21 protein-coding genes, 1 tRNA gene, 1 other RNA gene, 2 pseudogenes and 1 other annotated feature are annotated in these 26,798 nt (G+C 35.3%); of the genes and pseudogenes, 8 read left to right on the plus strand and 17 right to left on the minus strand.

The features are described from left to right. Nucleotides 1-205: 205 nt before the first annotated feature. Nucleotides 206-1,057, minus strand: a complete 852-nt coding sequence (locus OCL94_RS09005; protein ID WP_262996595.1) for a patatin-like phospholipase family protein — start codon at nt 1,055-1,057, stop codon at nt 206-208. Nucleotides 1,058-1,179: 122 nt separating this feature from the next. On the opposite strand from OCL94_RS09005, the gene OCL94_RS09010 reads away from it, so the two are divergent. The 5 genes and pseudogenes from OCL94_RS09010 to phnE (OCL94_RS09030) all read left to right on the plus strand — a co-directional run. After that, nucleotides 1,180-2,082, plus strand: a complete 903-nt coding sequence (locus OCL94_RS09010) for a phosphate/phosphite/phosphonate ABC transporter substrate-binding protein (protein ID WP_411268496.1) — start codon at nt 1,180-1,182, stop codon at nt 2,080-2,082. A gap of 143 nt (nt 2,083-2,225) precedes the next feature. Continuing rightward, nucleotides 2,226-3,155: a phosphate/phosphite/phosphonate ABC transporter substrate-binding protein gene (locus OCL94_RS09015; RefSeq protein ID WP_262996597.1), complete on the plus strand. Its 930-nt coding sequence runs from the start codon at nt 2,226-2,228 to the stop codon at nt 3,153-3,155. Nucleotides 3,156-3,231: 76 nt separating this feature from the next. Then, nucleotides 3,232-4,005 carry a phosphonate ABC transporter ATP-binding protein gene (gene phnC / locus OCL94_RS09020; protein ID WP_262996598.1) on the plus strand — a complete coding sequence of 258 codons (774 nt, stop codon included), beginning with the start codon at nt 3,232-3,234 and terminating at the stop codon, nt 4,003-4,005. Beyond that, nucleotides 4,005-4,784, plus strand: coding sequence for a phosphonate ABC transporter, permease protein PhnE (gene phnE / locus OCL94_RS09025; protein WP_262996599.1), 780 nt, complete (start codon nt 4,005-4,007; stop codon nt 4,782-4,784). The genes phnC and phnE (OCL94_RS09025) overlap by 1 nt, the downstream gene beginning before the upstream one ends. A gap of 53 nt (nt 4,785-4,837) precedes the next feature. Next, a pseudogene (phnE, locus tag OCL94_RS09030) lies at nt 4,838-5,587 on the plus strand (phosphonate ABC transporter, permease protein PhnE); the annotation flags it as partial. Nucleotides 5,588-5,639: 52 nt separating this feature from the next. Here the strand turns inward: phnE (OCL94_RS09030) and recR are convergent. From recR to OCL94_RS09070, 8 genes are all read right to left on the minus strand, one after another. Continuing rightward, nucleotides 5,640-6,236: a recombination mediator RecR gene (gene recR, locus OCL94_RS09035; RefSeq protein ID WP_096077803.1), complete on the minus strand. Its 597-nt coding sequence runs from the start codon at nt 6,234-6,236 to the stop codon at nt 5,640-5,642. A 1-nt stretch (nt 6,237) separates the two neighbouring features. Beyond that, the gene (locus tag OCL94_RS09040; protein WP_262996601.1) at nt 6,238-6,558 is read right to left on the minus strand and encodes a YbaB/EbfC family nucleoid-associated protein; all 321 of its coding nucleotides are present in this window, start codon (nt 6,556-6,558) and stop codon (nt 6,238-6,240) included. Between the two features lie 21 nt (nt 6,559-6,579). Beyond that, entirely contained in the window at nt 6,580-8,238 is a 1,659-nt protein-coding gene (gene dnaX, locus OCL94_RS09045) for a DNA polymerase III subunit gamma/tau (RefSeq protein ID WP_262996602.1), read from the minus strand. A gap of 139 nt (nt 8,239-8,377) precedes the next feature. Then, nucleotides 8,378-8,643: signal recognition particle sRNA large type (gene ffs, locus OCL94_RS09050), an RNA gene on the minus strand. A gap of 46 nt (nt 8,644-8,689) precedes the next feature. After that, nucleotides 8,690-9,424 carry a trehalose operon repressor gene (gene treR, locus OCL94_RS09055; RefSeq protein WP_262996603.1) on the minus strand — a complete coding sequence of 245 codons (735 nt, stop codon included), beginning with the start codon at nt 9,422-9,424 and terminating at the stop codon, nt 8,690-8,692. 50 nt (nt 9,425-9,474) lie between these two features. After that, complete coding sequence (gene treC, locus OCL94_RS09060) at nt 9,475-11,112, minus strand: alpha,alpha-phosphotrehalase (RefSeq protein WP_262996604.1); 1,638 nt, start codon at nt 11,110-11,112, stop codon at nt 9,475-9,477. A 98-nt stretch (nt 11,113-11,210) separates the two neighbouring features. Beyond that, nucleotides 11,211-12,683 (minus strand): PTS system trehalose-specific EIIBC component, encoded by a 1,473-nt coding sequence (gene treP / locus OCL94_RS09065; RefSeq protein ID WP_262996605.1) that lies wholly within the window; start codon nt 12,681-12,683, stop codon nt 11,211-11,213. A 304-nt stretch (nt 12,684-12,987) separates the two neighbouring features. After that, complete coding sequence (locus OCL94_RS09070; protein ID WP_262996606.1) at nt 12,988-13,866, minus strand: LysR family transcriptional regulator; 879 nt, start codon at nt 13,864-13,866, stop codon at nt 12,988-12,990. Nucleotides 13,867-14,002: 136 nt separating this feature from the next. Between OCL94_RS09070 and OCL94_RS09075 the strand changes: the two genes are divergently transcribed. Genes OCL94_RS09075 through OCL94_RS09085 form a run of 3 tightly spaced genes read left to right on the plus strand, consistent with a single transcriptional unit; the run spans nt 14,003 to nt 17,765 of the window. Beyond that, a complete protein-coding gene (locus tag OCL94_RS09075; RefSeq protein WP_262996607.1) occupies nt 14,003-15,037 on the plus strand; it encodes an ABC transporter ATP-binding protein in 1,035 nt (344 codons plus the stop codon). A gap of 5 nt (nt 15,038-15,042) precedes the next feature. Next, nucleotides 15,043-16,113, plus strand: a complete 1,071-nt coding sequence (locus OCL94_RS09080) for an ABC transporter substrate-binding protein (RefSeq protein WP_411268497.1) — start codon at nt 15,043-15,045, stop codon at nt 16,111-16,113. Continuing rightward, nucleotides 16,113-17,765 (plus strand): ABC transporter permease, encoded by a 1,653-nt coding sequence (locus tag OCL94_RS09085; RefSeq protein WP_262996609.1) that lies wholly within the window; start codon nt 16,113-16,115, stop codon nt 17,763-17,765. Before OCL94_RS09080 ends, OCL94_RS09085 begins: the two co-directional genes overlap by 1 nt. A gap of 51 nt (nt 17,766-17,816) precedes the next feature. On the opposite strand, the gene OCL94_RS09090 is transcribed toward OCL94_RS09085, so the two are convergent. The 8 genes and pseudogenes from OCL94_RS09090 to OCL94_RS09125 form a co-directional block, all read right to left on the minus strand. Beyond that, nucleotides 17,817-17,909 (minus strand) — tRNA-Ser (locus OCL94_RS09090). Nucleotides 17,910-17,982: 73 nt separating this feature from the next. Continuing rightward, nucleotides 17,983-18,351, minus strand: coding sequence for a nuclear transport factor 2 family protein (locus OCL94_RS09095; RefSeq protein WP_262996610.1), 369 nt, complete (start codon nt 18,349-18,351; stop codon nt 17,983-17,985). A gap of 169 nt (nt 18,352-18,520) precedes the next feature. Further along, nucleotides 18,521-20,761, minus strand: a complete 2,241-nt coding sequence (metE, locus tag OCL94_RS09100) for a 5-methyltetrahydropteroyltriglutamate--homocysteine S-methyltransferase (RefSeq protein WP_262996611.1) — start codon at nt 20,759-20,761, stop codon at nt 18,521-18,523. Next, a complete protein-coding gene (locus OCL94_RS09105; protein ID WP_262996612.1) occupies nt 20,761-22,596 on the minus strand; it encodes a bifunctional homocysteine S-methyltransferase/methylenetetrahydrofolate reductase in 1,836 nt (611 codons plus the stop codon). Before OCL94_RS09105 ends, metE begins: the two co-directional genes overlap by 1 nt. Beyond that, the gene (locus OCL94_RS09110) at nt 22,553-23,719 is read right to left on the minus strand and encodes a trans-sulfuration enzyme family protein (RefSeq protein ID WP_262996613.1); all 1,167 of its coding nucleotides are present in this window, start codon (nt 23,717-23,719) and stop codon (nt 22,553-22,555) included. Before OCL94_RS09110 ends, OCL94_RS09105 begins: the two co-directional genes overlap by 44 nt. Next, nucleotides 23,716-24,822 carry a PLP-dependent transferase gene (locus OCL94_RS09115; protein WP_262996614.1) on the minus strand — a complete coding sequence of 369 codons (1,107 nt, stop codon included), beginning with the start codon at nt 24,820-24,822 and terminating at the stop codon, nt 23,716-23,718. Before OCL94_RS09115 ends, OCL94_RS09110 begins: the two co-directional genes overlap by 4 nt. Nucleotides 24,823-24,886: 64 nt before the next feature. Beyond that, nucleotides 24,887-25,135: a binding site (T-box leader), on the minus strand. An 808-nt stretch (nt 25,136-25,943) separates the two neighbouring features. Further along, nucleotides 25,944-26,225 (minus strand): annotated as a pseudogene (locus OCL94_RS09120) (DUF1433 domain-containing protein); the annotation flags it as partial. A 174-nt stretch (nt 26,226-26,399) separates the two neighbouring features. Further along, nucleotides 26,400-26,798 (minus strand): DUF1433 domain-containing protein, encoded by a 399-nt coding sequence (locus OCL94_RS09125; RefSeq protein WP_262996615.1) that lies wholly within the window; start codon nt 26,796-26,798, stop codon nt 26,400-26,402.

The following is a 26,798-nucleotide window of genomic DNA, read 5'->3' on the forward strand; positions in this document are numbered from 1 at the left end:
CGTGTTTGTTCTTTCTGTCTCACAAGATTTAATTATACTCTCTTGCATTTTGAAAGTCAACAACTTTTTCAAAAAGTTTTTTGTTGTCTTTCGAAGTGCTTGCCCTGTATGAGTTATCTCTACCGGACAAGATATAACTATACAGGGTTTTAGCCTCTTCAACAAGCATAAAAATTACACTTTCAGCACTTTTTTTAATTTTTTTTTAGTTTTTTTGTGTTTTTAACCATTCTTTTATTTGAGGAAGCTTCTCTAATGCATCCTGATAACCTAAATCATACATTGCAGAAAGCTTATGACGATCCTTTTCCATACGATCAACTTTTAAATCCTTCGATGGGCGAATTACAATGGCATGTCCATTCTTCTCTTGATTATCTATATAATGAAGTGTTTCATTATATACACCCGGACGCTTCTTCATTGCTTCTTCCACTTTTTTATAACCTTTTACTTTAAAATATTTAGAGAGACGACTTGAGCGTTTAACATAACCTTTAGGTCTTGTAAGCACAACAACATTGTTAATCATCCCATCACGTTGCGCTTTTCTTAATGGAATTGGATCTGTTATTCCTCCATCTAATAGCTTCTTCCCATCATATTCAACGATTGGTGCCATTAATGGAAGAGAACTCGATGCTCTAAGAATCGTCATTAAGTCTTTTCTTAAATAAGCTTTATTAAAATATTCCGTTTCACCAGTTTCGCAGTTTGTGCATGCGATGACATATTCACCTTTATATAGAAGAAAGTCTTCCATATTAAATGGAACATGCACTTTTGGTATCTCATCAAATATGAAATCCATGCCGAACATTTCTTTGTTCTTTATGTAGTTTGATAGGGATAAATAGCGTTTGTCATCTAAGAAATCTAGTGATACTTTCTTATTTCGTCCTTTTTGTTTTGATAAGTAAGAAGCCGCCATGTTACCCCCAGCCGAAACGCCGATAACATAGTTAAACAAAATGTCATTATCCAAAAAACAATCTAATACGCCTGCCGTATATATACCACGCATACCGCCGCCTTCTAAAACTAAACCTGTCGTCATTTTTATCACCTCATTATAATTAGTTATTATAACAGGCTATTTTGAAAAATTCTTGTTGTAGAGTCTATTATTATCAATTACATTTAAATTGAAACAAAAAAATACTTTTTATCTTAAGGAGAATACTATTGAAAAAACTTTTGACTGCATCATTACTATTATTAGTTATAGGAGGTTGTAACAACAATGTAAAAACTGACACTTATAAGCCCAAAACATTAAAAGTTCAGTTTGTTCCTTCTCAAAATGCTGAGACGTTAGAAGCAAAAGCAAAACCTTTAGGGAAACTACTATCTAAAGAACTAGACATGCCTGTAGAAGTTTCAATTGCAACAAGCTATAACACTATCGTTGAGGCGTTGCGTTCAAAACAAGCTGACGTTGCCTTCTTACCACCTACTGCATACGTACTTGCTCACGATAAGAAAGCAGCTGATGTTGTATTAAAAGCTCTACACGAAACTGATATTAATGGCACTAAAAAAGTTACAGATTATTACCGCGGGCAATTCGTAGTAAATAAAAATAGCAGTATAGATTCAATTGATGATATAAACGGGAAACGTATTGCTTTACAAGAATCAACTTCAACATCGGGTTATTTATATCCAGTCGGATTATTAAAAGATCACAACATCGATGTTAATAAAGATGTAAAGTCCGTTATGGTTAAAGGACATGATAAAGCAATTACTGCATTGATTAACAAAGAAGTTGATGTTGCAGCAACATTCCAAGATGCTCGTGATTATTTAGAAAAGGATTATCCTCGAATTAAATCGGAGACTCGTATTATCGCAACAACTGAGAAAATTCCCAATGATACGATTTCTGTACAGTCACAATTGGATCGTCAATTAAAAGAAAAAGTAAAGAAAGCTTTCATCACTTTATCTAAAGATGATTCATCTAAAAAAATCATAAAAGAAATATACTCTCACGATGGTTATGCCGAAACAAAAGATTCTGAGTACGATATAATCAGAAAATATGTCCATACTCAAGCAGCTATAGTAAAAGAATGATAACCAACATCGCTTTTAATTGAATTTTTGTTCATTTTACTCTTTACATTATTTACAAAAACTTTACTTTTTATACTCCATTTTTTTGATAATATAGTTATTGTTGATGTAAACAAAACATACTTTCAAAGGAGTTTAATAAAATGTTCAAGAAAACAATGAAAACTGCTGTCCCTGTAATCTTAGCTGCGACTGTATTAGGTGCATGTGGTGGAGAAAAAGCAAAAGATGGTTCTAAAGAAGCAAGCAAAAGTTATACACCAGAAAAATTAACTGTACAATTCGTACCATCTCAAAACGCTGAAACTTTAGAAGCAAAAGCAAAACCTTTAGAACAGTTACTTAAAAAAGAAATCGGTATTCCAGTAGAAGTTTCTGTATCTACAAACTACAACACAATTGTAGAAGCAATGAAATCTAAAAAAGTTGACGTTGGTTTCTTACCTCCAACTGCTTATGTATTAGCACATGATCAAAAAGCTGCTGATGTAATATTACAAGCACAACGTTACGGTGTAAACGACGACGGTACCCCTACTAAAGAATTAGTAGATTTCTATAAATCTCAATTTATCGTCAAAAAAGATTCTGACATTAAGAGCTTAAAAGATATGAAGGGCAAAAAGATTGCGATGCAAGATGTTACTTCAACTGCAGGATATGTCTTCCCAGCAGTAGATTTAAAAAATGAAAAAATCGACCCATTAAAAGACATGGAAGTTACAACAGTTAAAGGTCATGACCAAGCTGTAATTTCTTTATTAAATGGTGACGTTGATGTAGCGGTAACATTCCAGGATGCACGTAACATTGTTAAAAAAGATCAACCCAACGTATTTAAAGACACACGTATTGTAAAATATACAGAAAAAATCCCAAATGACACTATTTCAGTGCGCTCTGATATGTCTGACGAATGGAAAAAGAAATTAACAGATGCATTTATCAAAATCGGAAAAGATAAAGAAGGACAAAAGATTATCCGTGAAGTTTACTCACACGAAGGATATGTTAAGTCTGACGATTCTAAGTTTGATATCATCCGTGACTACGACAAAAAAGTTAAAGAATAAAACTTTTCCCATCAAAATAATTAAATTAAGCTAAACTCATTTTTGAGTTTAGCTTTTTCTATAAAGGAGCATTAAAATGGCACAAATCATATTTAAAGATGTTAATAAAGTCTATCCAAATGGCCATGTCGGTTTGGATAACGTCAATTTAGAAATCAATAAAGGAGAGTTTATCGTCATCGTCGGTTTATCTGGTGCAGGTAAATCAACCTTATTACGTTCAATCAACAGATTACACGAAATTTCTTCAGGAGATATTTCAATTGATGGCGAATCTATTACGCAAGCTAAAGGGAACAAACTGTTAATGATGCGCCGTAATATCGGTATGATCTTTCAAAGCTTCAACTTAGTGAAACGCTCTTCTGTTATACGTAATGTACTAAGTGGACGTGTAGGGTATCACCCGACATGGAAGATGGTGTTAGGTCTATTTCCTAAAAAGGATAAACAGATTGCTCTAGAAGCTTTAGACCGTGTAAATATTGTCGAAAAAGCTTATAGCAGAGCAGATGAATTATCCGGCGGGCAACAACAACGTGTTTCTATAGCACGTGCACTTGCGCAAGAACCAAAAATTATATTAGCAGATGAACCTGTTGCATCACTAGATCCACTTACAACGAAACAAGTGATGGATGACTTAAAGCGCATCAACCAGGAATTAGGTATTACAGTTATCGTCAACTTACATTTCGTAGACTTAGCACGAGAATACGCAACGAGAATAATAGGTTTACGTGCTGGAAAAGTTGTATTTGATGGTCCTGTTGAACAAGCAACAGATAATGCATTCTCAGAAATATATGGTCGTGAAATTAAAGATGATGAGATGCTGGGGGTTAAATAATGAAAAATCCCGAAATTAAATCGACAGGTCGCATTAAAGCAACATTCACACTCTTACTTATTGTTGCTCTAATTATTTGGAGTGCATGGAAAACCAAGTTCAGTTTATCCGGTTTAGCAGTGGGTGCTCCTGAAATGATGAATTTAGTGAAAGAAATGTTGCCACCGGACTGGAGCTATTTTAAAGAAATTATTGATCCGATGCTTGATACAATTCGAATGGCCGTACTTGGAACAACATTTGGTTCTCTACTAGCGATTCCTGTTGCATTATTATCTGCAAGTAACGTCTTTAAATCAAAATGGATCAATGTACCCGTTCGATTAGTGTTAAATGTAATTCGAACAATACCAGATTTATTGCTGGCCTCTATCTTTGTTGCAGTATTTGGGATTGGTGCGTTACCTGGTATATTTGCCTTATCAGTCTTATCTTTCGGTATCGTAGCAAAGTTATTCTATGAGTCATTAGAGAACATTGATAACGGACCTCTAGAAGCAATGACCGCAGTCGGCGCAAATAAATCTAAATGGATTACGTTCGGCGTTCTACCTCAAGCTATTGCACCATATTTATCTTTTGTATTATTTACTTTCGAAATTAATATCCGTGCTGCTGCAGTACTCGGTCTAGTTGGTGCTGGTGGGATTGGACTATTTTATGACAAGACGCTCGGTTATTTCGAATACCCAAAAGTAACAACTATTATTATATTCACATTATTCATCGTTATGATAATTGACTATGTAAGTACGAAAGTGAGGGAACGATTATTATGAGCAAGAATTATGACTATTTAAAACCTAAATCATCTGTTCCTACTATTATACGTACAACAATCATTATATGTTTACTCATTGCCGTATATATTTGGGCATTTAGTGGTATGCCTAAAATAGAAATTAAAGAGAAGTCATATGAAATCATATCAAATATCTGGAAAGGTATCATTCATCCTGATACTGGCTACATTTATATGCCTGAAGGAGAAGATTTATTACGTGGATTACTTGAAACATTTGCTATCGCGTTTTTAGGTACTATTATTTCTGCAGTGCTATGTATTCCCTTTGCATTTCTATCTGCAAGAAATATTTCAAATCGATATTTATCTGAAATCAGTAAATTTCTCTTAAGTTTAATTCGCGTCTTTCCTGAAATTATTATGGCCCTCCTTTTCATTAAAGCAGTTGGACCTGGTGCATTTGCAGGAGTACTTGCTGTAGGTATCCACTCTATTGGGATGCTAGGAAAGTTATTTGCTGAAGATATGGAGAATTTAGATATGGGACCTTCTGAAGCGTTAATCGCTACTGGTGCTAATAAAACAAAGACTTTAATGTTTGCTGTCGTCCCACAAATATTACCAGCATTTATTTCCTTTGTGTTATACCGATTCGAAATTAACTTAAGGAGCGCCTCAATACTAGGATTAATCGGCGCTGGTGGTATAGGAACACCACTTATCTTTGCACTTCAAGGACGTACATGGGATCGTGTTGGTATGATATTAATTGGTATTGTCATTATGGTAATTATTGTTGATACATTATCTAGTGCGATTCGTAAACGATTAGTATAGTAAGTATATTGTTATAAAAATAAGCACCCTCAAAAATGAGGATGCTTATTTTTTATATCTCAGTCCTACCTGAAATCGCTTTTGAAAGTGTAACTTCGTCAGCATATTCTAAATCTCCACCAACAGGCAAGCCATGCGCTAAACGCGTCGTCTTTATCCCAATCGGTTTCACGAGTCTTGAAATATACATCGCTGTCGATTCACCTTCGATGTTCGGATTCGTGGCTAATATCAATTCTGTTACCTCTTCATCTTTCAAACGCGTCAGTAACGAAGGAATATTAATATCTTCCGGCCCAACACCTTCCATTGGCGAGATGGCACCGTGTAACACATGATACATTCCTTTATATTCACGCATCTTCTCCATCGCAATAACATCTTTCGTCTCTTCCACTACACAAATCATTGAGCGATCACGCGTCGTATCACTACAAACATAACATGGATCAGTATCCGTAATATGACCACACACTGAACAATAAGTTAATTCACGTTTCACATCGACTAACGCTTTCGCGAAATTCATTACATCGTCTTCTTTCATATCTAATACATGAAATGCAAGACGACTTGCTGTTTTAGGACCGATGCCAGGCAGCTTCATAAAGCTATCAATAAGTTTCGATATTGGTGCAGGATAATGCATATTACATCATTCCTGGGATGTTTAATCCTTTAGTATGTTGTCCTAAACGTTGGGCAGTAACTTCGTCAGCTTTTGTTAATGCATCGTTTGTTGCAGCTAATACTAAGTCTTGTAACATTTCGATATCTTCCGGATCTACAACTTCTTCTTTAATAATAACGTCTAACACTTCTTTATGTCCTGAAACAACAACAGTAACCATACCGCCACCTGCTGTTCCTTCAATTCTTTCTTCTTTTAACTTCTCTTGCTCTTCTGCCATTTTCTTTTGCATCTTTTGCATTTGTTTCATCATTTGTTGCATATTTCCGCCACCGCGCATATTCGTTTCCTCCTAATTAATTTAATCTATTATGTTAATTGCATCTTCGCCAAATAAATTTGCCGCTTCTGATACAATATCAACTTCCACAGGCTTTTCTTCCTGTTTCGGTTGCTTTCTATTCTCAATATAAGCATGTCTGACTTGCAACCATTGAGAATCAGGTACTCCTACCATTTTAACTTGTTTTTTTATAATTGTGTATACTATCGACTCAATCTGTTCTCTTTTTTCATCATTGTTATTCACCATGTCACAATGAATTTCTTCAGCAAACTTAATCAGGACATGTGTATTACTCGCTGCTACAGGTTCAGAATGATGTAACAGACTCACTAAAGAGCGTTGACCTAAAGACTCAACATGTGCCAGTAATTCTTGCCAGTTCTGTTTCAGGAAGTTTAAATCTTCGCGATTCGCATTATCAAGTACCGTCTCAATTTGCCTCATTGAGAAAGCATTTTTGTTCTTTTTCGCTTCTCTTTTCGGTTTTTGTGATGGGGCTGGTGATTGTGGAATACCTTGATTCATACGTGATTCTAATGCATTAATTCTTGCTTCAATTCGGCTTGTATCTACAGTTGGCTGACTTACAGCATGTGGGACTGGTAATGTCCCACATTCGCTTTGCTTCACCAATTCAGAAAGTTTAACGATTAACACTTCAAAATGAACATTTGAATTCACAGAGAAGCGCATTGAAACTAACGTATCATTAATCTTATCGATCATTTCATAAATGGTTGGCAATGCTAAAGAATAAATTGCCGATTCACCCTTTTGATTCGTAGCAAACTCAACAATTACGTCTCGCAAGAAATAGATTAAGTCGTTCACTAAACGCGTAACTTCCTTGCCATCTGCTAATAATTGATGATAATGCTCAAATGCACCTTTGACGTCATGCACAATCACTTTATCCATCAATGCCATTAAATCATCACGACCTACACTACCCGTCACATTTAACACATGATTTAAAGTTAATTTCTCTTCACCAAATGCAATCGCCTGATCCAGTATACTTAACGCATCACGCATACCACCTTCTGCACTTGTCGCAATAAATTCTAATGCAGCATCTTCATATGAAACACCTTCTTTATTACATACAAATGCTAAGTGATCCTTTATATCAGGTAAAGCAATGGCTTTAAAGTCAAAACGCTGACAACGGGAAATAATCGTAGCAGGAATTTTGTGAGGTTCTGTTGTCGCCAGAATGAAAATAGCATGTGCTGGTGGTTCTTCTAACGTTTTAAGCAGCGCGTTGAATGCGCCCGTCGTTAACATATGTACCTCATCGATAATGTATACTTTATATGTCGATTCACCCGGTGCATATTTCACTTTATCACGAATATTGCGTATTTCATCAACACCATTGTTACTCGCAGCGTCAATTTCTATAACATCAGAGTTTGTCCCATTAGTAATCGATATACACGTCGGACACTGATTACATGGCTCTCCATTATGACTATCCGTACAGTTAATTGCTTTAGCAAATATTTTGGCGATACTTGTTTTTCCTGTACCGCGTGGACCATTAAACAAATAAGCATGTGATATTTTATTTTTCTGAATTGCGTTCTTTAAAGTTGTCGTTACATGCTTCTGCCCCACAACTTCCTCAAAAGATTGTGAACGAAACACACGATATAAAGCTTGATAACTCAAGTGAGTCCCCTCCAACAAATTAGTACTTTCATTATAACATTGAACCGGATGTCATCATATTAATAAGATAAAAAAAACACACCCTCACAAAATGTAGGATGTGTCATTTATATAATCAATCATATACTTAAAATTAAAGCCGTGCACCTTTGCTTTGAATAACAAACACAAGCGTTACCCAAGTCGACAGCTCAAAACCGGCTACCCCAGTCACATACAAATGACCACTTAATGCTGCTTCCTTCCGGACCTGACATGATTCATGGGTTTATATTGGCTAGGACCGATCTCTCAACACTACGTATCTGGGTCAGACCTCACAACTTGTTACCCGAGGCAAAGGAATTAGGTCTTGCCTAAGCGGATTGCAAGTACAGGGAACCGCTAACTCCCCACTTAGCACGGTAATATTTATAATACTAAAACTATCAATATAATGCAACAATAAACTTTACTTCTCTTTATCTATCATTCTTCTTGAGAAATCAACAAACTTAAATTCACTTGCTCTATGTTTAGAGACATTATATTGGAACGGTGTCGCATTTGCTAAATAAACAACCGATCTCACCACTGCCGCATAAGGAGGGGTTGCTTCTACAAATAAGTCAATTTCATATTCTGTCATCGGCTCAAATGTAATTGCTTTATTTGAATATGCAATTTTAAGTCCTAAGCGATTTTCAATGTATTCATAAATAGAATGCTCCGCAATTTCTTTAGACAATGCTGGCATCATGTCTTGTATGAAATAATCAATATCTACAATATTCACTAAATCATTCTTTCTTCTTGAACGGACTACTCTAAATAATTTCGTATCATCCGTTAAGTTTAAAGCAACTTTTACTTTCGGATGATCTTTCGCTAAGACAGTTTCAAATGCCTCAACAACAGTATGATAATCCATGTTTAATGACTGTTTAATTTCTTCAAAGCTAATCAGTTGTGAAACAGGAAAATTCATCGATTGATTGTAAATAACAATTGAGCCTTTTCCTTTTAATTTCTGAATAAAACCATTTGTCTGTAGTAAACTTAGCGCTTTACGCACTGTTTCACGTGATACACCATATTTTTTTACGAGTAAGTTCTCTGAAGGTAACTGCTCACCATTTTTATACTCATCATTGATAATCTTACCACTTAACTCCTGATAAATCTTTCGATACTTATTACTGTTCATAACGCCACCTCTATATTCTATGAGTCATTAGCATCAAAAACCAGAAAAGTTTATCGAAGAATAGCGATTGCTTGATATGGTTCTAATACATTTGAATGGCTTTCACCATTGTTGATTAATACACGGCCTTCAATATTGATTGAAGACGGTATTTCAACAACATCATTTGTAAAGTTCGCTAAGACGAGTAACGTCTCATCCTCAAGCAGTCTTACATACGCAAAAATATGCGGATGATCTTCTAATAAAGGTTTCACCTCTCCGTAAGTAATAATATCTAAGTTATGTCTCATTTCTATTAACTTTTGATATGTGTAAAATACAGAGCTTTTATCTGCTAGTGCTTGTTGTACATTAATCTGTTTGTAATTCTTTGCAACATCTATCCAAGGTGTACCTGTTGTAAATCCAGCATTTGTGCTATCATCCCATTGCACAGGACTTCTCGAATTATCTCTTGATTTATCTTGTAATATATCTAATATTTGTTCATTTGTAAATCCATTGTCCACCATTATATTGTACGCGTTAATTGATTCTACATCACGATATTGACTAATATCATCTAAATACAGGTTTGTCATACCTATTTCTTCACCTTGATAAATGTACGGTGTACCTTGCAAACAGTGTAATGTTATTGCTAACATCTTTGCACTCTTTACGCGATTTTCTTCAGTTGAATCATCACCGAATCGGCTAACAACACGTGGCTGATCATGGTTACACCAGAAGATTGCGTTCCAGCCGCCACCTTTCGAAATACCCACCTGCCATTCAAATAATATACGCTTTAATTCAATGAAATCATAAGGCATCTTTGTCCATTTTTCACCATCTTTATAATCTACTTTTAAATGGTGAAAGTTGAACACACTACTTAATTCATGACGATCTTCTCGCGTATAGTTAATACAATGTTCAAGTGTTGTAGAACTCATTTCTCCAACTGTCATGAAACCATCTTTTTTCCCAAAAGTATTGCGGTTCATTTCATTTAAAAATTCATGAACACGTGGACCGTCTGTATAAAACTCTTTACCGATCTTATCTGAATCTTTATATTCTGCTTTAGAAATTAAGTTAATGACATCAAATCGGAAACCATCCATACCGAAATCAATCCAATAGTTAATCATATCGTAAATCTCTTGACGTAACTTTTCATTTTCCCAGTTTAAATCTGCTTGTGTGACATCAAATAAGCGTAAGTAATATTGATTCGTAGCGGGATCTAGCTGCCACGCGTTACCACCAAACTTTGATTCCCAGTTCGTTGGAGGTTGTCCATCTTTGCCATCTTTCCAGATGTAATAATCGCGGTATTCATTGTCCATTGATTTACGAGATTCTACAAACCAGTTATGCTCAGTACTCGTGTGATTAATAACAATATCAGACATAATCTTAATACCACGTGCATGCGCTTCATCTAATAAGCGCTTGAAGTCTTCTTTTGTACCAAAGTCCGGATTAATTTCATAATAGTCACTAATGTCATAACCATTATCATTCATTGGAGAACGATAAACGGGTGTTAACCATAAATAATCTACACCGAGTGTTTTTAAGTAATCTAACTTTTCAATAATACCGTTAATATCCCCTTGACCATTGCCTGTTGTGTCATTGAACGACTTTGGATAAATTTGATAAACAACTGACTTTCTCCAATCAGTGACTGCCATTTTTTAAAACTCCTAACTATTTTTAGTTTAATATAATTTTACAACGAACAACTTGTACTTACAAGTTGTTCGTTGATGAATTAATTAACTATGAAATTTTATAAGTTTTTATCTGAAACGATTGGTTCTACCACATCTTCACCCATTTTCTTCTTAGCAAAGTTAGAGAAGATTAATGTTAACACGATTGGTAGAATGATAGCGATGATCATACCGATGGCAAACGTAATCTTAAATCCAGAATTAATACTCATAATACCTGGAACGCCTCCAACACCAACTTTACCTAATAATTGTTGAGAACCGAAGATTGCACCAACAATTCCAGTTGTAATTACTGCAGCGATAAATGGATATTTAAGCGGAATATTTACCCCGAACATTGCTGGTTCAGTAACCCCTAACCAACCAGAAATACCAGAAGTTAATGCTAATCCTTCTTCTTTAACCATTTTTTTGCGTTTATATAAGAACCAAGCTGCAAATGCTGCTGAACCTTGTGAAATATTTGAAATTGCTAAGATAGGCCATAAGTATGTACCATTTAATTTTGAACTCATTAATTGGAAGTCAACTGCTAAGAACATATGGTGAAGACCTGTAATAACAAGTGGAGCATAAACTAATCCATAAATTAGCCCACCTAACCAGCCAGCATGTTCAAATATCATTTGAACAAATCCAGTAATTTGGTTACCTAACCAGAATGCCACTGGACCAATGATGATGAATGATAAGAAACCTACTAATAATAATGCAATAGGACCTACAACCAACATCTTGATTGAATCATGTACACGTTTATTTAAGAAACGTTCAACTTGTGCTAAACACCAAGTCGCGATTAAGATTGGTAATACTTGTGCAGCATAGTTTAATTGTTGCACTTTTAATCCAAAGATATCCCAAGTCGGAATTTCAACTAGTTTACCTGTAGCTCTATCCGCCAAACCATATTGTGACGCAAGTGCCGGGTTAACAAGTACTAAACCTAAGACCAAACCTAAAATCGGACTACCGCCAAATACACGCATCGCACTCCAACCGATTAGCGCCGGTAAAAAGTGGAATGGCGTTACAGCAATTAATTTAATAATCTCTGCAATCCCTTTAAATTGAGGAAACATGTCTACAACAGACTTCTTTTCATAAAATACGCCTGGATCAAGTAATAAGTTAGAAAGACCTAATAATAAACCGGCTGTTACGATTGCAGGTAATAACGGAATAAATACATCACCTAACGTCTTAATCGCACGTTGTAATGGACTCATTTTCTCTGCTGCCGCTGCTTTCACATCGTCTTTTGAAGCCTCACCAATACCAGTTTCATCAACGAATACTTTGTAAGCTTCGTCAACAGTACCTGGTCCAATAACGATTTGGAACTGGTTGTTCGCTGCGAATGATCCTTTTACTAAATTAATTTTATCTAAAGCTGCTTTATCTACTTTTGAATCATCTTTTAAAGCTAAACGTAAACGGGTAACACAGTGTGTTGCTGCTGATACGTTTTCTTTACCGCCAATTGCATCGATAATACTTTTAACTTCTTGTCTGTTGACTGCCATGCTGGTCAACTCCTTCTCTATAATATGCCTTTATTGTACACTGTCTATACAAGTATGTAAAGGTTTTCTGAAAAGGGTTTCACACATTATTTTTTTTATTTAAATATTGTTTTTTTACACCCAACAAAGGAAAGGTGTTGTACGATATCTATATACAAGTATCAAAAGGATTTGCATGCACAGATATTTAAAAAATTGTTTTTTTTAAATAACAATTCTAGTTATATTTTAATGACTTATGAATAGCTACAAACAAAAATAATTTTTGGTAATTATTAAAATACTAGATCGAGATTGTCTCGTTCTAGTATTCTTTATGCTTATATAATATCGAAATAAAATCCTGCATTATCTTCGTAACTAACCTATCTTTCTTATATATTAACGAAATATATCGCTCTTCTTGTTCATCTTCTAATACACGATACACAATATCATGATTATGTGCGATTGCTGCTTTACTAATGATACCTACAAATTCTGATCCTTCAACCATTTGCAGTATACTTGAAATCGAATTTATCTCCATCGCTACTTTAATATCTAACAAATGTTTTGCTTGCCATCGATCAATACTTTGTCTCGTCGATCCACTTTTATGAATGATAAAGTCATATTGTTGAATACTTTTATGTGTAATTTTATCAAGCTGGGCTAGAGGATGATGTTTATCCATCACATATACTAACGGATTTTCAAATAATCGCTTCACAACAAAATCTGAATTCAATATTCCAACTTCAGAGATAATCGCTAAGTCTATTTCCCTTTCTTTAATCTTTTCAACGATTTTAGGTGCTGTATCAACTACAACTGACAACTTAATTTTTGGATATGCTTTCATATATGCTTTAAATATGTTGGGTAAGAAATGATTTAACGGCGTATTACTAGCACCAATAGTTAAACTTCCTCTAGCAGATTCTCCAAACTCCTCAAGTAATCTTTCTGTTTCGTCCATAAGAGAAATAATTTGTGTTGCATTTAAATATAACATTTCTCCACTTGAGGTTAACGTGAAGTTGTTTCCTTTTTTTCTAAATAGCTCTGTGTCATATGAGTCTTGTAAATTTTTAAGGTGAAATGAAACTGTTGGCTGCGAAATTTGCATCATTTCAGCCACAGTATTCACATTTTTTGTTTCCACGAACAACTTAAATAACTTCAGCTGCTTAATATTCAATTCTATTCTCCTTTATATAGATAAAATCTATGTACACATCTATTATACATAAAAAATGTTGATTTATTATTCAATACTAATTTACATTATATTAACAATTTATAGCTATAGTTGTATTTGGAAAGGAGATAGGTATGTGACTTTAGTAATTAATCATTTATCAAAAGCATTTAATAACAACTCGGTCATCGATGATATTTCACTAGACTTAGAATCATCTAGCTTCATCTCTTTATTAGGACCGTCTGGTTGTGGAAAAACAACGTTATTAAGACTTATAGCAGGTCTTATTACACCTGATAAAGGCGAAATAAGACATAATGATACAATTTTTTATTCATCAGAACAAAAAGTTAACATTTCTCCTGACAAGAGAAACTTAGGTATGGTCTTTCAGGACTTCGCTTTATGGCCACATATGAATGTTTATGACAATGTTGCCTATCCTCTACGTGCGAAAAAAGATACGGATCAGTTAAACGAAAGAGTAATCGAGGCTTTGTCTGCCGTACAACTCGAACATTTGAAAGATCGAAAAATCCATGAACTATCAGGTGGACAACAACAGCGTGTCTCTTTAGCGCGCGCAATCATTTCAAATAATAAAGTGATATTAATGGACGAGCCATTATCGGCACTTGATGCAACGTTACGTGAAGATATGCGCCACTTAATTCAATCCATCACTAAGAAGTACGAAATGACAGCTATCTTCGTAACACATGACCAATACGAAGCAATGACGATGAGTGATCAAATTATCGTGTTAGATAAAGGTAAGATTCTACAACAAGGTACACCGGAAGATCTTTACACAAAACCCGCGACACCGTATATTGCTAAATTTATCGGCAAGGGCTCTGACATACAAGGAACTGTAGTTGATAAATTCTTTACTACAGTGACGGGGTTAAAGTTCCCGATTCACTTTAATACTACACCCGGACCATACACGTACATCATACGTCCTGAATCGGTAAAGATTGATAACAGTGGATATCCAGCACAAATTCAATCTGTAAGTTACACTGGCGAACGCTACGAATACGTTGCTTTACTGGATGAAACACCTATTATGCTTTATGATTCGAACAAATTAAGTATCGGCTCTACAGTAAATTTAAATATACAAATCTTAAATCATTTCTTATTCAAACAGGAGGAACAGTAATGAACATGAAAAAGTTAAGTTTATTATTTATTTCAGTATTTGTATTTATTTTAGTATTAACAGGGTGTCAAAACTCATCAAGCACAAAGGAAACATCAAAAGATTCTTCAACTGAAAGTACAAAAGATTCAAATTCTCAAAGTAATGGAGATACTAAATCTAACAAAACAGATAAATTAGTGCTTTATGCTGCCGGTCCAGATAACATGGTAGAAGCAATGGTGAAAGATTTCGAAAAGAAACAAGGCGTTAAAGTAGAAGTCTTCTCAGGTACAACTGGTGAAATATTAGGTCGTTTAGAAGCTGAGAAAAACAATCCAAAAGCTGATATCGTACAAGTTGCATCACTTCCTGCAGCAATGGATTATAAAGAAAAAGGGTTAATTATGCCTTACAAAGTGAAAAATCACGATAAATTATACAAAGACTGGGTAGACGCTGAAGGTTATTACTATGGGTTTAGTGGTTCGGCTCTAGGAATTTCATACAATACTGAACAAGTAAAAAATGCACCAAAAGATTGGTCAGACTTAACAAAACCTGAATTTAAAGATAAAATTGCGATTCCAGACCCATCACAATCAGGAACTGCTATCGATTTATTATCTATCAACGTGAAAAACAATGAGGATAAAGCTTGGGATTTATACAAACAATTAAAAGACAATGGTATTAAAATGGCAGGGGCTAACAAACCTGCTTTAGAAACAGTAATTAAAGGCCAAAATGCGGCTGTATTTGGTGGAGTAGACTATATGGTATACGCTGCGAAGAAAAAAGGCGAACCTGTTGATATCGCATTCCCTGAATCAGGTACAGCGATTTCTCCTCGTCCAGCATTCATCTTAAAGTCAGCTAAAAACGTAGAAAATGCAAAAGCTTACATGGAATATGTAACAGGTGCCGACGGACAAAAACAAGTCGATTCATTCTTCTTAATGCCAGCTGATAGATCATTTGCGAAGAATAAAGAAGGCGTTAAACGTGAAGATATTAAAGAATTAAAATACGACTGGAAAAACTTATCTAAAGAATCTGAAACAGTTCTTAAAAAATATATGGATATGATGAGATAATGCAAAAAAAGTCGATTTATAAGATTAATCAAATCAGTGCGATTCTCGCACTGATTCTGCTTATTATTTGGCCACTTTCGATGATTCTTATTAAAGGTGTGATGCCGAATGAAATATATTCACTTTCTGAAAATATTGGACAGTTATTTCAAAGTGGTAATTTAAAAATACTTTTCAATTCTATTATATTGGGTATTTCAGTCGTAATTGGAGCAACAATTCTTGCTTTACCGTTAGCATTTATTATGACAAAAACAGCTTTAAATCGTTTCAGATGGCTTGATTTAGTCATCATGATTCCGTTTATGACACCACCGTATATCGGGGCTATGGGATGGATGTTAACGATGCAACGCAACGGTTTAGTAGAGCAAATTATACCTCAAGCGAAACACTTAACACCCTATTTCTTTAGTTTCTTTGGAATGGTTCTTATCATGAGTTGTCACTTAGCACCATTTCTATATACCATTATTAAAAATGCACTCCTCAATATTCAAGGGAGTCAAGAAGATGCTGCACTCATCTATGGCGGCTCATGGTTATATCGATTCAGAAAGATTATACTTCCGCTTTTCCAAACGGGTTATAGTCTCGGGGCATTACTTGTCTTTGTAAAGACGATCGGAGAATTTGGGACCCCAGTAACAATGGGAAATCGTATCGGTTTCTTCGTACTCACAAGCGAGATACATCGTTCAGTTAGTATTTGGCCGATTGACTTTAATAGAGCAAGTACTTTAGCTTTAATGCTTCTTACTACAAGTATGACTGTCTGGGCAATTCAGCAATGGTTTGAATCTCAAACGCGTGTCATTCAAAGTAAAGGAAAAGGTAATAACATCAAGGTTGCATCAAGAAGTAAAAAAGATATCTTATATGGATTAATTGTTGGCTTTATCCTTTTCATTAGTATAATTATGCCGTTTACGAGTGTTGTTATTAATGCTTTTATCAAGCAACTCTCAAAAGGATTAACACCTGCAAACTTTACACTGGAACACTTCGTCAATGTACTTTCCGGTGATGGTGCGATAGCATTATTTAATAGTTTCTGGATAGCATCACTAGCTGCCACGATTGCTAGTATTATCGGTTTATGGTTTGTGTTGTTCAGTATTAAAGGCGACAAACTAGGTAAATTTATAGATTTCGCTAGTTTACTACCGAATACTGTACCAGGGATTATCGTAGTCGTAGGTATTATATTATTCTGGAATCATCCGAACCAACCGTTAAAGCTGTACAATACTATCTTTATTCTAGTACTGACATATATCATCCTATACATTCCTTATGCAGTACAAAATATTAAAAATGTGTATTCCAATGTCAGTCAAAGCCTTATTGATGCAGCAATGATTTCTGGAGCTAAAGGTTATTACTTATTTAGAACAATTACATTCCCTTTATTATGGCCAGGAATCGTTTCAGGATGGATATTAATATTCTGTATCTCAATGCGTGAACTTGTAGGTTCATTAATGCTTAGACCACCAAATACGGATACATCCGCAACATTTATCTATCGCCAGTTTGAGCAAGGCTCTTCCTCAGAAGGAATGGCAATGGCTATCATATCAGTAGGCATTACAACAACTGTATTATTACTACTACAATACTTACAGCATTATAAAAGAAAAGAGAGCTAACAAATTGTTAGCTCTCTTCTATATATAACATTCAATTAATAGTCAAAATAATGGCGGAGGAAGAGGGATTCGAACCCCCGCGAGCCGTTAAGCCCCTGTCGGTTTTCAAGACCGATCCCTTCAGCCGGACTTGGGTATTCCTCCAAATAAGACAATATCAATCTTATAATAAACAATTGATACTGTCAACAATATTTACTAAAAAAATTATAAAAATTTAATACGTCGATGCTTCTACGTGAGATATTTTCCAATCCTTTTCAAATTTCACCATCGTCATCGTAAGTTCTAAAGGCCACGTATTACGTGAACCATAAATTCTTGCATCCACTTTATTTTGCGCAATTAACGTTGCCTTCTTATCTTTAACGCGTATTTCGACATTTTCTTCTTTCGTAGAATAATACTTCATCGATTGATCTTCTATCGCCTTCAACCATTCTCTTTTAGGCTGTTTCACACCTGTCATATGCACTAATACACTACCATCCATCATTAATTCATCGATTATTTCAACATCTTCATCTATCATTGCTTTGTATAATTTTACGTATACGTCGTACACTAATTGCTCAGGAGTTTGCATCGAAATCGCTCCATTCATCTATTTATATACTCTGATATATACCCTAAATATTACAAAGTTACACAACTTAATTTTATTTCAATCAATTTACAAAACTTTATATATTTTTACGAAATAAAAGGGCAAGATGGTTCATCTTACCCCTTATAATTGTATTTCATTTTTGTCATTATACCGCTATTTCTTTCACATCTCTCAGTTTTTGTACGGCCGATACTAACGTCGTAAGGGCGGCAACTACTTCTTCTTCCTTACGCGTTTTTAAACCACAGTCTGGATTTACCCAGAATAATGAACGGTCAATTTCATTAAGCGCTCTATTAATCGCCGTAGTGATTTCTTCTTCTGTCGGGATACGCGGGCTATGAATATCATATACACCAAGTCCAATACCTAAATCATACGTAATCGATTCAAAGTCTTTAATCAAGTCACCATGACTTCGGGATGTTTCAATTGAAATGACATCTGCATCAAGCGCTTTAATGGCATGGATAATCTTTCCGAATTGAGAATAACACATATGTGTATGAATTTGTGTTTCATCTTTGACTGATGATGTTGCAAGTTTAAACGAATGAACGGCATCTTTTAAATACTGTTCATGATATGACTGATGTAACGGTAATCCTTCTCTTAGTGCCGGTTCATCCACTTGAATAATCTTTATTCCGGCAGTTTCAAGTGCTTCAACCTCTGCTCTAATAGCCAGTGCAATTTGATTCTGAACTTCAGTTTTTGGAATATCAACGCGTTCAAATGACCAGTTTAATATCGTAACCGGGCCTGTTAACATGCCTTTAACCGGTTTGTCAGTTAAGCTTTGTGCATATACTGTTTCTTTTACTGTCAGTGGCTTTGTCCAATATACATCTCCGTAAATAATCGGAGGTTTTACCGCACGTGATCCGTATGACTGTACCCATCCATACTGTGTTACTAAGAATCCTTCAAGTTGTTCACCGAAGAACTCTACCATATCATTACGCTCAAATTCACCGTGTACAAATACGTCTAACCCAATACGTTCCTGAATTTCAATCCAGCGCTTAATTTCCGCTTCTATAAATGCTTCATACGCTGCCCTATCTTTACGTCCTTTTCGATAATCTGCTCTGTTCTTCCTCACTTCTTTCGTTTGAGGGAACGAACCGATTGTTGTTGTTGGAAGTTCCGGAAGATGTAATCTATTTTGTTGCTTCAATTTACGCTCAGCAAAAGGTGTATTTCTTTGCGTTGGCACACTGTCAAAATCAAATGTTTTTTGTTTAAACGGTTGATTAGAGAAACGGTTGTACTTTTCTTTTAACGCATTATATAACGTATCATCGTTATCATTGAATAGCTTCTTCAAAGCGTTGAGTTCATTTAATTTCTCAGTCGCGAAGCTCAACCCTTCCCTAATCGTCTCATCAATCGTTTCCTGCTCAAGTGAGAACGGCACGTGTAATAGCGATGCAGAAGGTTGTAACACGATATCTTTAACGTAGTTCTGAAGTTTTTCAACTAAGTTCTTTCGTGATTCAATATCTGCTGACCACACATTTCTACCATCGATAATACCTGCATATAATACTTTATCTGACGGCCATTGTTCTTCTTCGATTTGCTTAAGATTAAATCCGTGATCATGTACGAAATCCAATCCTAATCCGAATACTGGCAAGTCTCTCACAAATGATAAATTCACACGTTCAAAATAAGTCTGAATAACTAGCTTCGCTTCTGGTACATGCGTATTGAAGTGTGTATAAGCTGTTTTTGTAATATCATAATATGCTTCTGCTTTATCTGTCGCAAGAATCGGTTCATCAACCTGAATGTAAGTTACGCCCTGTTCATTAAGAACATTAAATAGTTCCGTATACAATGGTAACAATGATTGTACCTTCTCTTCTTCCGACTGCGAACCACCTTTTGATAGTGCTACAAACGTTACGGGGCCGACAACGACTGCATGGGATTGTATGTTTAACGACTTTGCTAACTTCACTTTTTGAAGCAATTGATCTGCATTTAATTGCGGTGTTGCCGTATCCCATTCCGGTACAATATAATGATAGTTTGTATTAAACCATTTTAGAAGTGCACTCGCTACGTTCTCTTTATTGCCTCGTGCTATATCAAATAGGAGATCATCGTCAATTGGTCTTCCACTAAATCGTTCAGGAATAATATTAAATAATAATGCCGTATCTAATATATGATCATACAGCGAGAAGTCTCCAACGGGTACTGAATCTAAATCATAGCTTGCCTGTACTTGTAAATTATCTTTATGAATTACATTTAATTGTGTGTTAAGCGTATGATTATCAATTTCATTACTCCAATATTGCTCAATCGTCTTCTTCCATACTCTGTCTTTTCCTAATCTCGGGAATCCTAAATTTGCTGTTTTAATTGTCATTAGATGACCTCCTCAGTATATTGGTTATTTGTAATTTCTTTTGCGTATTTTGCTAGTTCTTCTGTCATTTCATATTTCATAAATGGTGTCACAAGATACAATCCATTGAAATAGCTGTATACTTCATCAATCAATTGTTTTGATATTTTTATAGATACCGCTTTTGTCTGTGCTCTATCTTCTTGAACCGCTTCAAACTGTTTGAGTATATATTCTGGTATCTTTATACCAGGTACTTCATTGTGCAGAAATAGTGCGTTATTATAACTTGTAATCGGCATAACACCGATAATAATCGGAACATCTAAATGCTTCGTTGCTTCATATATTTCTTTTATTTGCGTGCGATCAAACACAGGTTGTGTAATAAAATACGACATACCTGCTTCTATTTTCTTAGTGAGACGTTCAACTGCGCGTTGTAAATGCTTTGTATGTGGATTAAAGGCACCAGCTACAGAGAATGATGTCTTCCGTTTCAACGTCGCACCGTCAGCATTTATACCTTGATTAAATTGCTGAATAATCTCGGATAAGCCGCAGGAATTCACATCAAACACACTTGTTGCTCCCGGGAAATCTCCTATCTTGGACGGGTCACCGGTTACTGCCAAAATATCGTCGATACCGAGTAATGATAGCCCGAGTAAATGTGACTGAAGTCCTATTAAATTATGGTCCCGGCAAGTTACGTGTACTAAAGGGCGGATATTATATCGTTGCTTTATAATACTCGCGGCTGCAATATTCGATATTCTGACATTTGCGAGTGAATTATCAGCTAAAGTAACAGCATCTACACCTGCTTCTTCAAGCGCCTTAACCCCTTTAAAGAAAGCAGTCGTATCAAGGTGTTTCGGTGTATCCAGTTCAACGACTACAGTTGGACGCTCTTTAACAAGATCCCCGATATGCTTCTTACGCTCTCCAGGTCTAAAGTTATGATGGCGTTCAATAGGGATAACATCTTTATTGGTCACAGGTGCTAAATGCGATACTGCTTCACTAATCTTCTTAATATGTTCAGGCGTCGTACCACAACATCCTCCAATTAATCTCACGCCTTCAGCTACTAACGATTGTGCAGCATTACTGAAATATACAGCATTGTCACTATACTTAATCACTTCATCTTCAATATCCAATAAACTCGCATTAGGGTAACAACTTAAATATGCATGCTTTGGTATATCCAAATGTTTAAATGTCTGGATCATATGGTGCGGACCATGGTGACAATTCAAACCGACGACATCAGCTCCTATATCTATGAGTTGTTGAATGGCTTCCGGAATTGCTTGTCCGTCTTTCAAATACTTTGTCGTACTGGCCGTTAACTGCGCAATGATTGGGAGTTGATACGTTTTCCCTATTTTAATGACGTGCAATAGTTCTTCTAGGTCATAATATGTTTCGAATAGTAATGCATCTACACCCGAACTGGCCAGCGTTTCGATTTGAAGTTCTGTGTGATAAGCAATCGTTTCAAGCGAGAATGACTCTTTGCGCGTACTCCTAAACCCACCTATCGTTCCGGCAATAAATGTGTCCGGCGTCGCAACTGACTTTGCAATATGTACTGCGGATTTATGAATATCTTTCACACGATGCTCTAATCCATATAATTTTAATTTCTCAAAATTTGCGCCATACGTATTCGTCTGAATAAGATCCGCACCTGCCTGGATATAGGAGTGATGTATTTGAGCAATTTTTTCAGGATGCGTCAAATTGTAATGTTCCGGACATGTGTTCAAACCTTCTGAATAAAGGATTGTTCCCATCGCACCATCAGCCACTAATATACGTTCGTTCATCGCCTTGAGTATCGTCATATACACCCCTCCTTAATGCAAAATCTAAATCATTGATAAGGTCTTCTGGATGCTCAAGACCAACTGATAATCTAAATAATCCATCGGTAATACCGCGTTTTCTTCTCACAAATTCAGGTACTGCTGCGTGGCTCATCGTTGCTGGATGCGATAAAATTGTTTCTACACCACCTAAACTTACTGATACTAACGGTAATTTTAAATGGTCAACAAATTGTTGTGCTTTCGTTTCATCTCTTATTCTGAATCCAATAACTGCACCACCGCACGTCGCTTGTTTCACGTGAACTGGATTATTCCCTGGGTAATAGACTTCTTGTACAGCAGGGTGAGTGGATAGAAATTGATAAATCGCTTCGGCATACTCAACACTTTGTTGAAATCTTACTGGTAATGTCTTTAAATGATTCGTTAGCGTCCATGCATCGTAAACACCTAATCCTGAGCCTGTCCCGTTTTGTATTAAATACAATTGATCTGCACAATGTGCATCATTCGTAATTACAGCACCAGCAATGACATCACTATGCCCACTTAAAAATTTTGTTGCAGAATGAATTACGAAATCTGCTCCATGCTCTAATGGTGATTGTCCAAGTGGCGTCATAAAGGTATTATCGACTGCAATCAAACATCGATGTTGCTTCGCAATGTTACAAATCGCTTGAATATCTGCTACTTTAAACAATGGGTTTGATGGTGTTTCTACATAGATAAGTCGCGTATTCGCCTGGAGCGCTTGTTTAATTTGTGCTAAATCAGATTGATCAACAACTGTAAATGTCAGGCCAAACTTTGAAAGTATTTGTTCTGTTAATCTGAAGGTGCCACCATAAACATCGTCAGGCATAATAACATGGTCTCCAGCTTTCAATGTTAGAAACACTGCCGTTACTGCTGCAATACCTGAACTAAAAGCAAATCCATATTGTCCGCCCTCTAAATCAGCTAACTGCTCTTCAAGATATTTTCTATTTGGATTACCGCTTCTCGCATAATCAAATGTTGTTTCGCCACCTAATTGTTCTTGTTTATATGTAGAAGCATAATAAAGTGGAATATTGCTTGATGCGTAGCCTTCTAATTGATGATGCTTTAATAATTGCGTTACTTTGTTCGTCATACAATCACCTCTACTGCTTTAGATTTCGTAAGTGCTTGTAGTATATCTGCATTTATATCTTCAAAGTCTTCAATACCGACTGAAATGCGGATAAGCTGCTCATTGATACCTCGCTTCTCTTTCTCTTCATCCGGCATATCGATATGCGTCTGTGTATATGGGAATGTAATAAATGTTTCGGTTCCACCAAGACTCTCAGCGAATATACAAACTTCTAAATGCTTTAGAAATTCCCGTGTATTATAAGCTTTATTAAGCCTTACACTTAACATTCCAGTTGTACCTGCATACAACACATCATCTATCGCCTCATTCTCATTCAGCACTTGGGATAACCGCTTAGCATTATCAATTGACCGATCCATTCTGAGATGCAGTGTCTTTAGTCCTCTTACTAACAAATAACTATCAAACGGGGAAAGTGTAGCCCCAATCATGTTGTGAAATTGACCGAGCTGCACTGCGAGCGTTTCGTCTTTTACTGTTACTACACCTGCCAGTACATCGTTATGTCCCGATATATATTTCGTTGCGGAGTGAAGTACAATATCTGCACCGTCTTCAAGTGGTGTTGATAAATACGGAGTTAAAAAAGTATTATCGATAATCGTAAGTAATCTAAATTCTTGTGCAATTTCATATATCGGTTCAAGCGCTACACTCTGCATTTGTGGATTAGAGATAGGTTCTATGAAAAGCGCACGTGTATGCTCATTAATTGATGCGCGAACCCGTTCGAGATCATTAAAGTCAATGTAAGTAAATTTAAGTTGATATTGCTGTTCATAGAAATCAAATAAACGATACGATCCACCATATAAATCAAACGATACGAGTATTTCATCGTGTGGTTTAAATAAATTAAGAATCAGCTGAATACTCGCCATACCACTTGAAGTCGCAAATGATGCGATACCTCCTTCAAGACGAGCAAATGCATCTTCAAAATGCGATCGCGTTGGGTTCTTAGTTCTGGCGTAATCAAATCCAGTAGAATGACCTACCGCTTCGTGTTGAAATGCTGTGGCTAAGTAAATTGGATTACTAGTAGCTCCCGTATAATCATGAGATGTTGAAATTTGAGCAAGCTGTGTACTTTTCATGTAGTAACCTCCCTTAAATTAAAAAATAAAAAAGCTTTCGTCCTGTAAACCTGAATAATCAGATTTAAAGGACGAAAGCTTCTTCCGTGATACCACCTTTATTCGTCGCTATATCACTATAGCGACCTCTTCCAGTACGCAGTTAAATAAACTTTAATACTGTATCGCTATAACGGGCGAACCCGTTGACGCCTAAATATCGGCATCACCACTCAAAGGCCATTTTCAATCATGCTTTCATTATTTCCTTTCAGCAAACGGAAACTCTCTGTGAATGCAGGGTATGATTTACTTTCCTTATTACTGTGAATTTGTAATATTTCATTGTGTAATTTGTTATTTAAGAGATTACTATCTTTAAAAACAAAAGTCAACAGTTAAATCAGAATTTTTTGATTAATTAGTCTTTTCGTTTAATAAAAGCTAATAATATCAGGGATTTCAAAAGAAAAAAATTTATAAAAAAAGATGAGCACATCGGCTCATCGTTAAACTTTATATTCAGTTTTATTATTCTTCAATAATATCAGTTGCAATCTCACTAATCGCTTCTGCGCATAATACAGTACCATATGCAATTGCTGAAGCACCAATCACTTTAAAAATACCATTCATTTCAATCACTCCTCATTAGTATTTACGCTGTGGCTGTTTGAAACGGGTTATATTAATTCTATACCTGATTTAGAGGGTGTTAAAACATTACACAGTTTATTATCAATGTTACTTTTACATTTATCGTATATATTATATACTAAAAATAATAAGACCCTTTTAGTTATAATGTTTAGAGTTATGTAGGGTAGATTTATTTATGGAGGTAATGAAATGAAAAAAACGATAACAATTAGTAAGACAAATAAGCGTGAAAAAATAGTTGGTTTTCTAGTTTGGGGCTTTATTATTGCTATAATTATATATTACTTTTTGAATAGATAGGAATCGATTTAAAGGGTGGGTATTACATTACTTGATTGAGGTTATAAAAGCTTGAATAATATCTAAGGATACAATCCAATTCCTTGGTGTATAGGAATCCATAAATAATCCAGATTCTAAAGTATTTAAAATTACTGAAGAATCTTATCGATTAAAAGATTATAAAAACGAAAAATCCTTAAATATGCGACAAACTCATCTTCTTTGTTACCATTTATATATCCATCAAATACATAATCACCCATAGGCCCCATCTCAACTTTTGTAAACTCTACAGTCTTAATTGTATTAGGTTCTTTTGTATTATGCTTAAGATAAAGTGTAATCCGTTCTTTTTGTCCTTTAATATAAACTTCTTTGTCTTTTTCTCGTTCATCATGTTTTATTTTGAAATAGACACCACCAACAATAATAAAAGCGCTTAAAATGACAATTATCAAAGCTAAAATTCTCTTTTTGGTCATTGTAACTACTCCTAATTGAATATGCTAGTTTTGAGACCATTATATAACAAATAAGACTAGTAATGTGAGCGAGAAAACTTGAAATCGTGTGATTAAAAAAACTACTATATGGTAATATATCAAAAAAACCAAACTCAATTTTACGTAGTTTGGCTTTGGTCAAAGGTTTGGATATTAATTTTCTAATTCTTTTTTAATTTCTTTTGGGGATTTCCTATTGTGAGCAGGTTTTAGTAATCTTTCTACTTCGGGACTTCTCGTCATGTCCCCTATAAATTGAAACTTGTCTTCGGGCGATGCAAAAGCAACAAAATTATGAACTTTATTGCTATTAATATAGCCATCAAAAACCACATCACCCATTGGACCTACATCTACTTTAGTAAATTCAACAGACTTAATAGAATTAGGTTCTTTTGTATTATATTTTAGATAAAGTGTAATACGCTTTTTTTGTTCATTATAATAAATTTCCTTCTCCTTCTTATGTACGTCATGATTCATTCTGAAATAGACACCTCCTATAATTAAGCATATAATGAAAATAACGCTAAAAATTTGCTTTTTGGACAT

The sequence above is a fragment of the Macrococcus capreoli genome (assembly GCF_025628935.1).
GTDB classification, from domain to species: Bacteria; Bacillota; Bacilli; order Staphylococcales; family Staphylococcaceae; genus Macrococcoides; species Macrococcoides capreoli.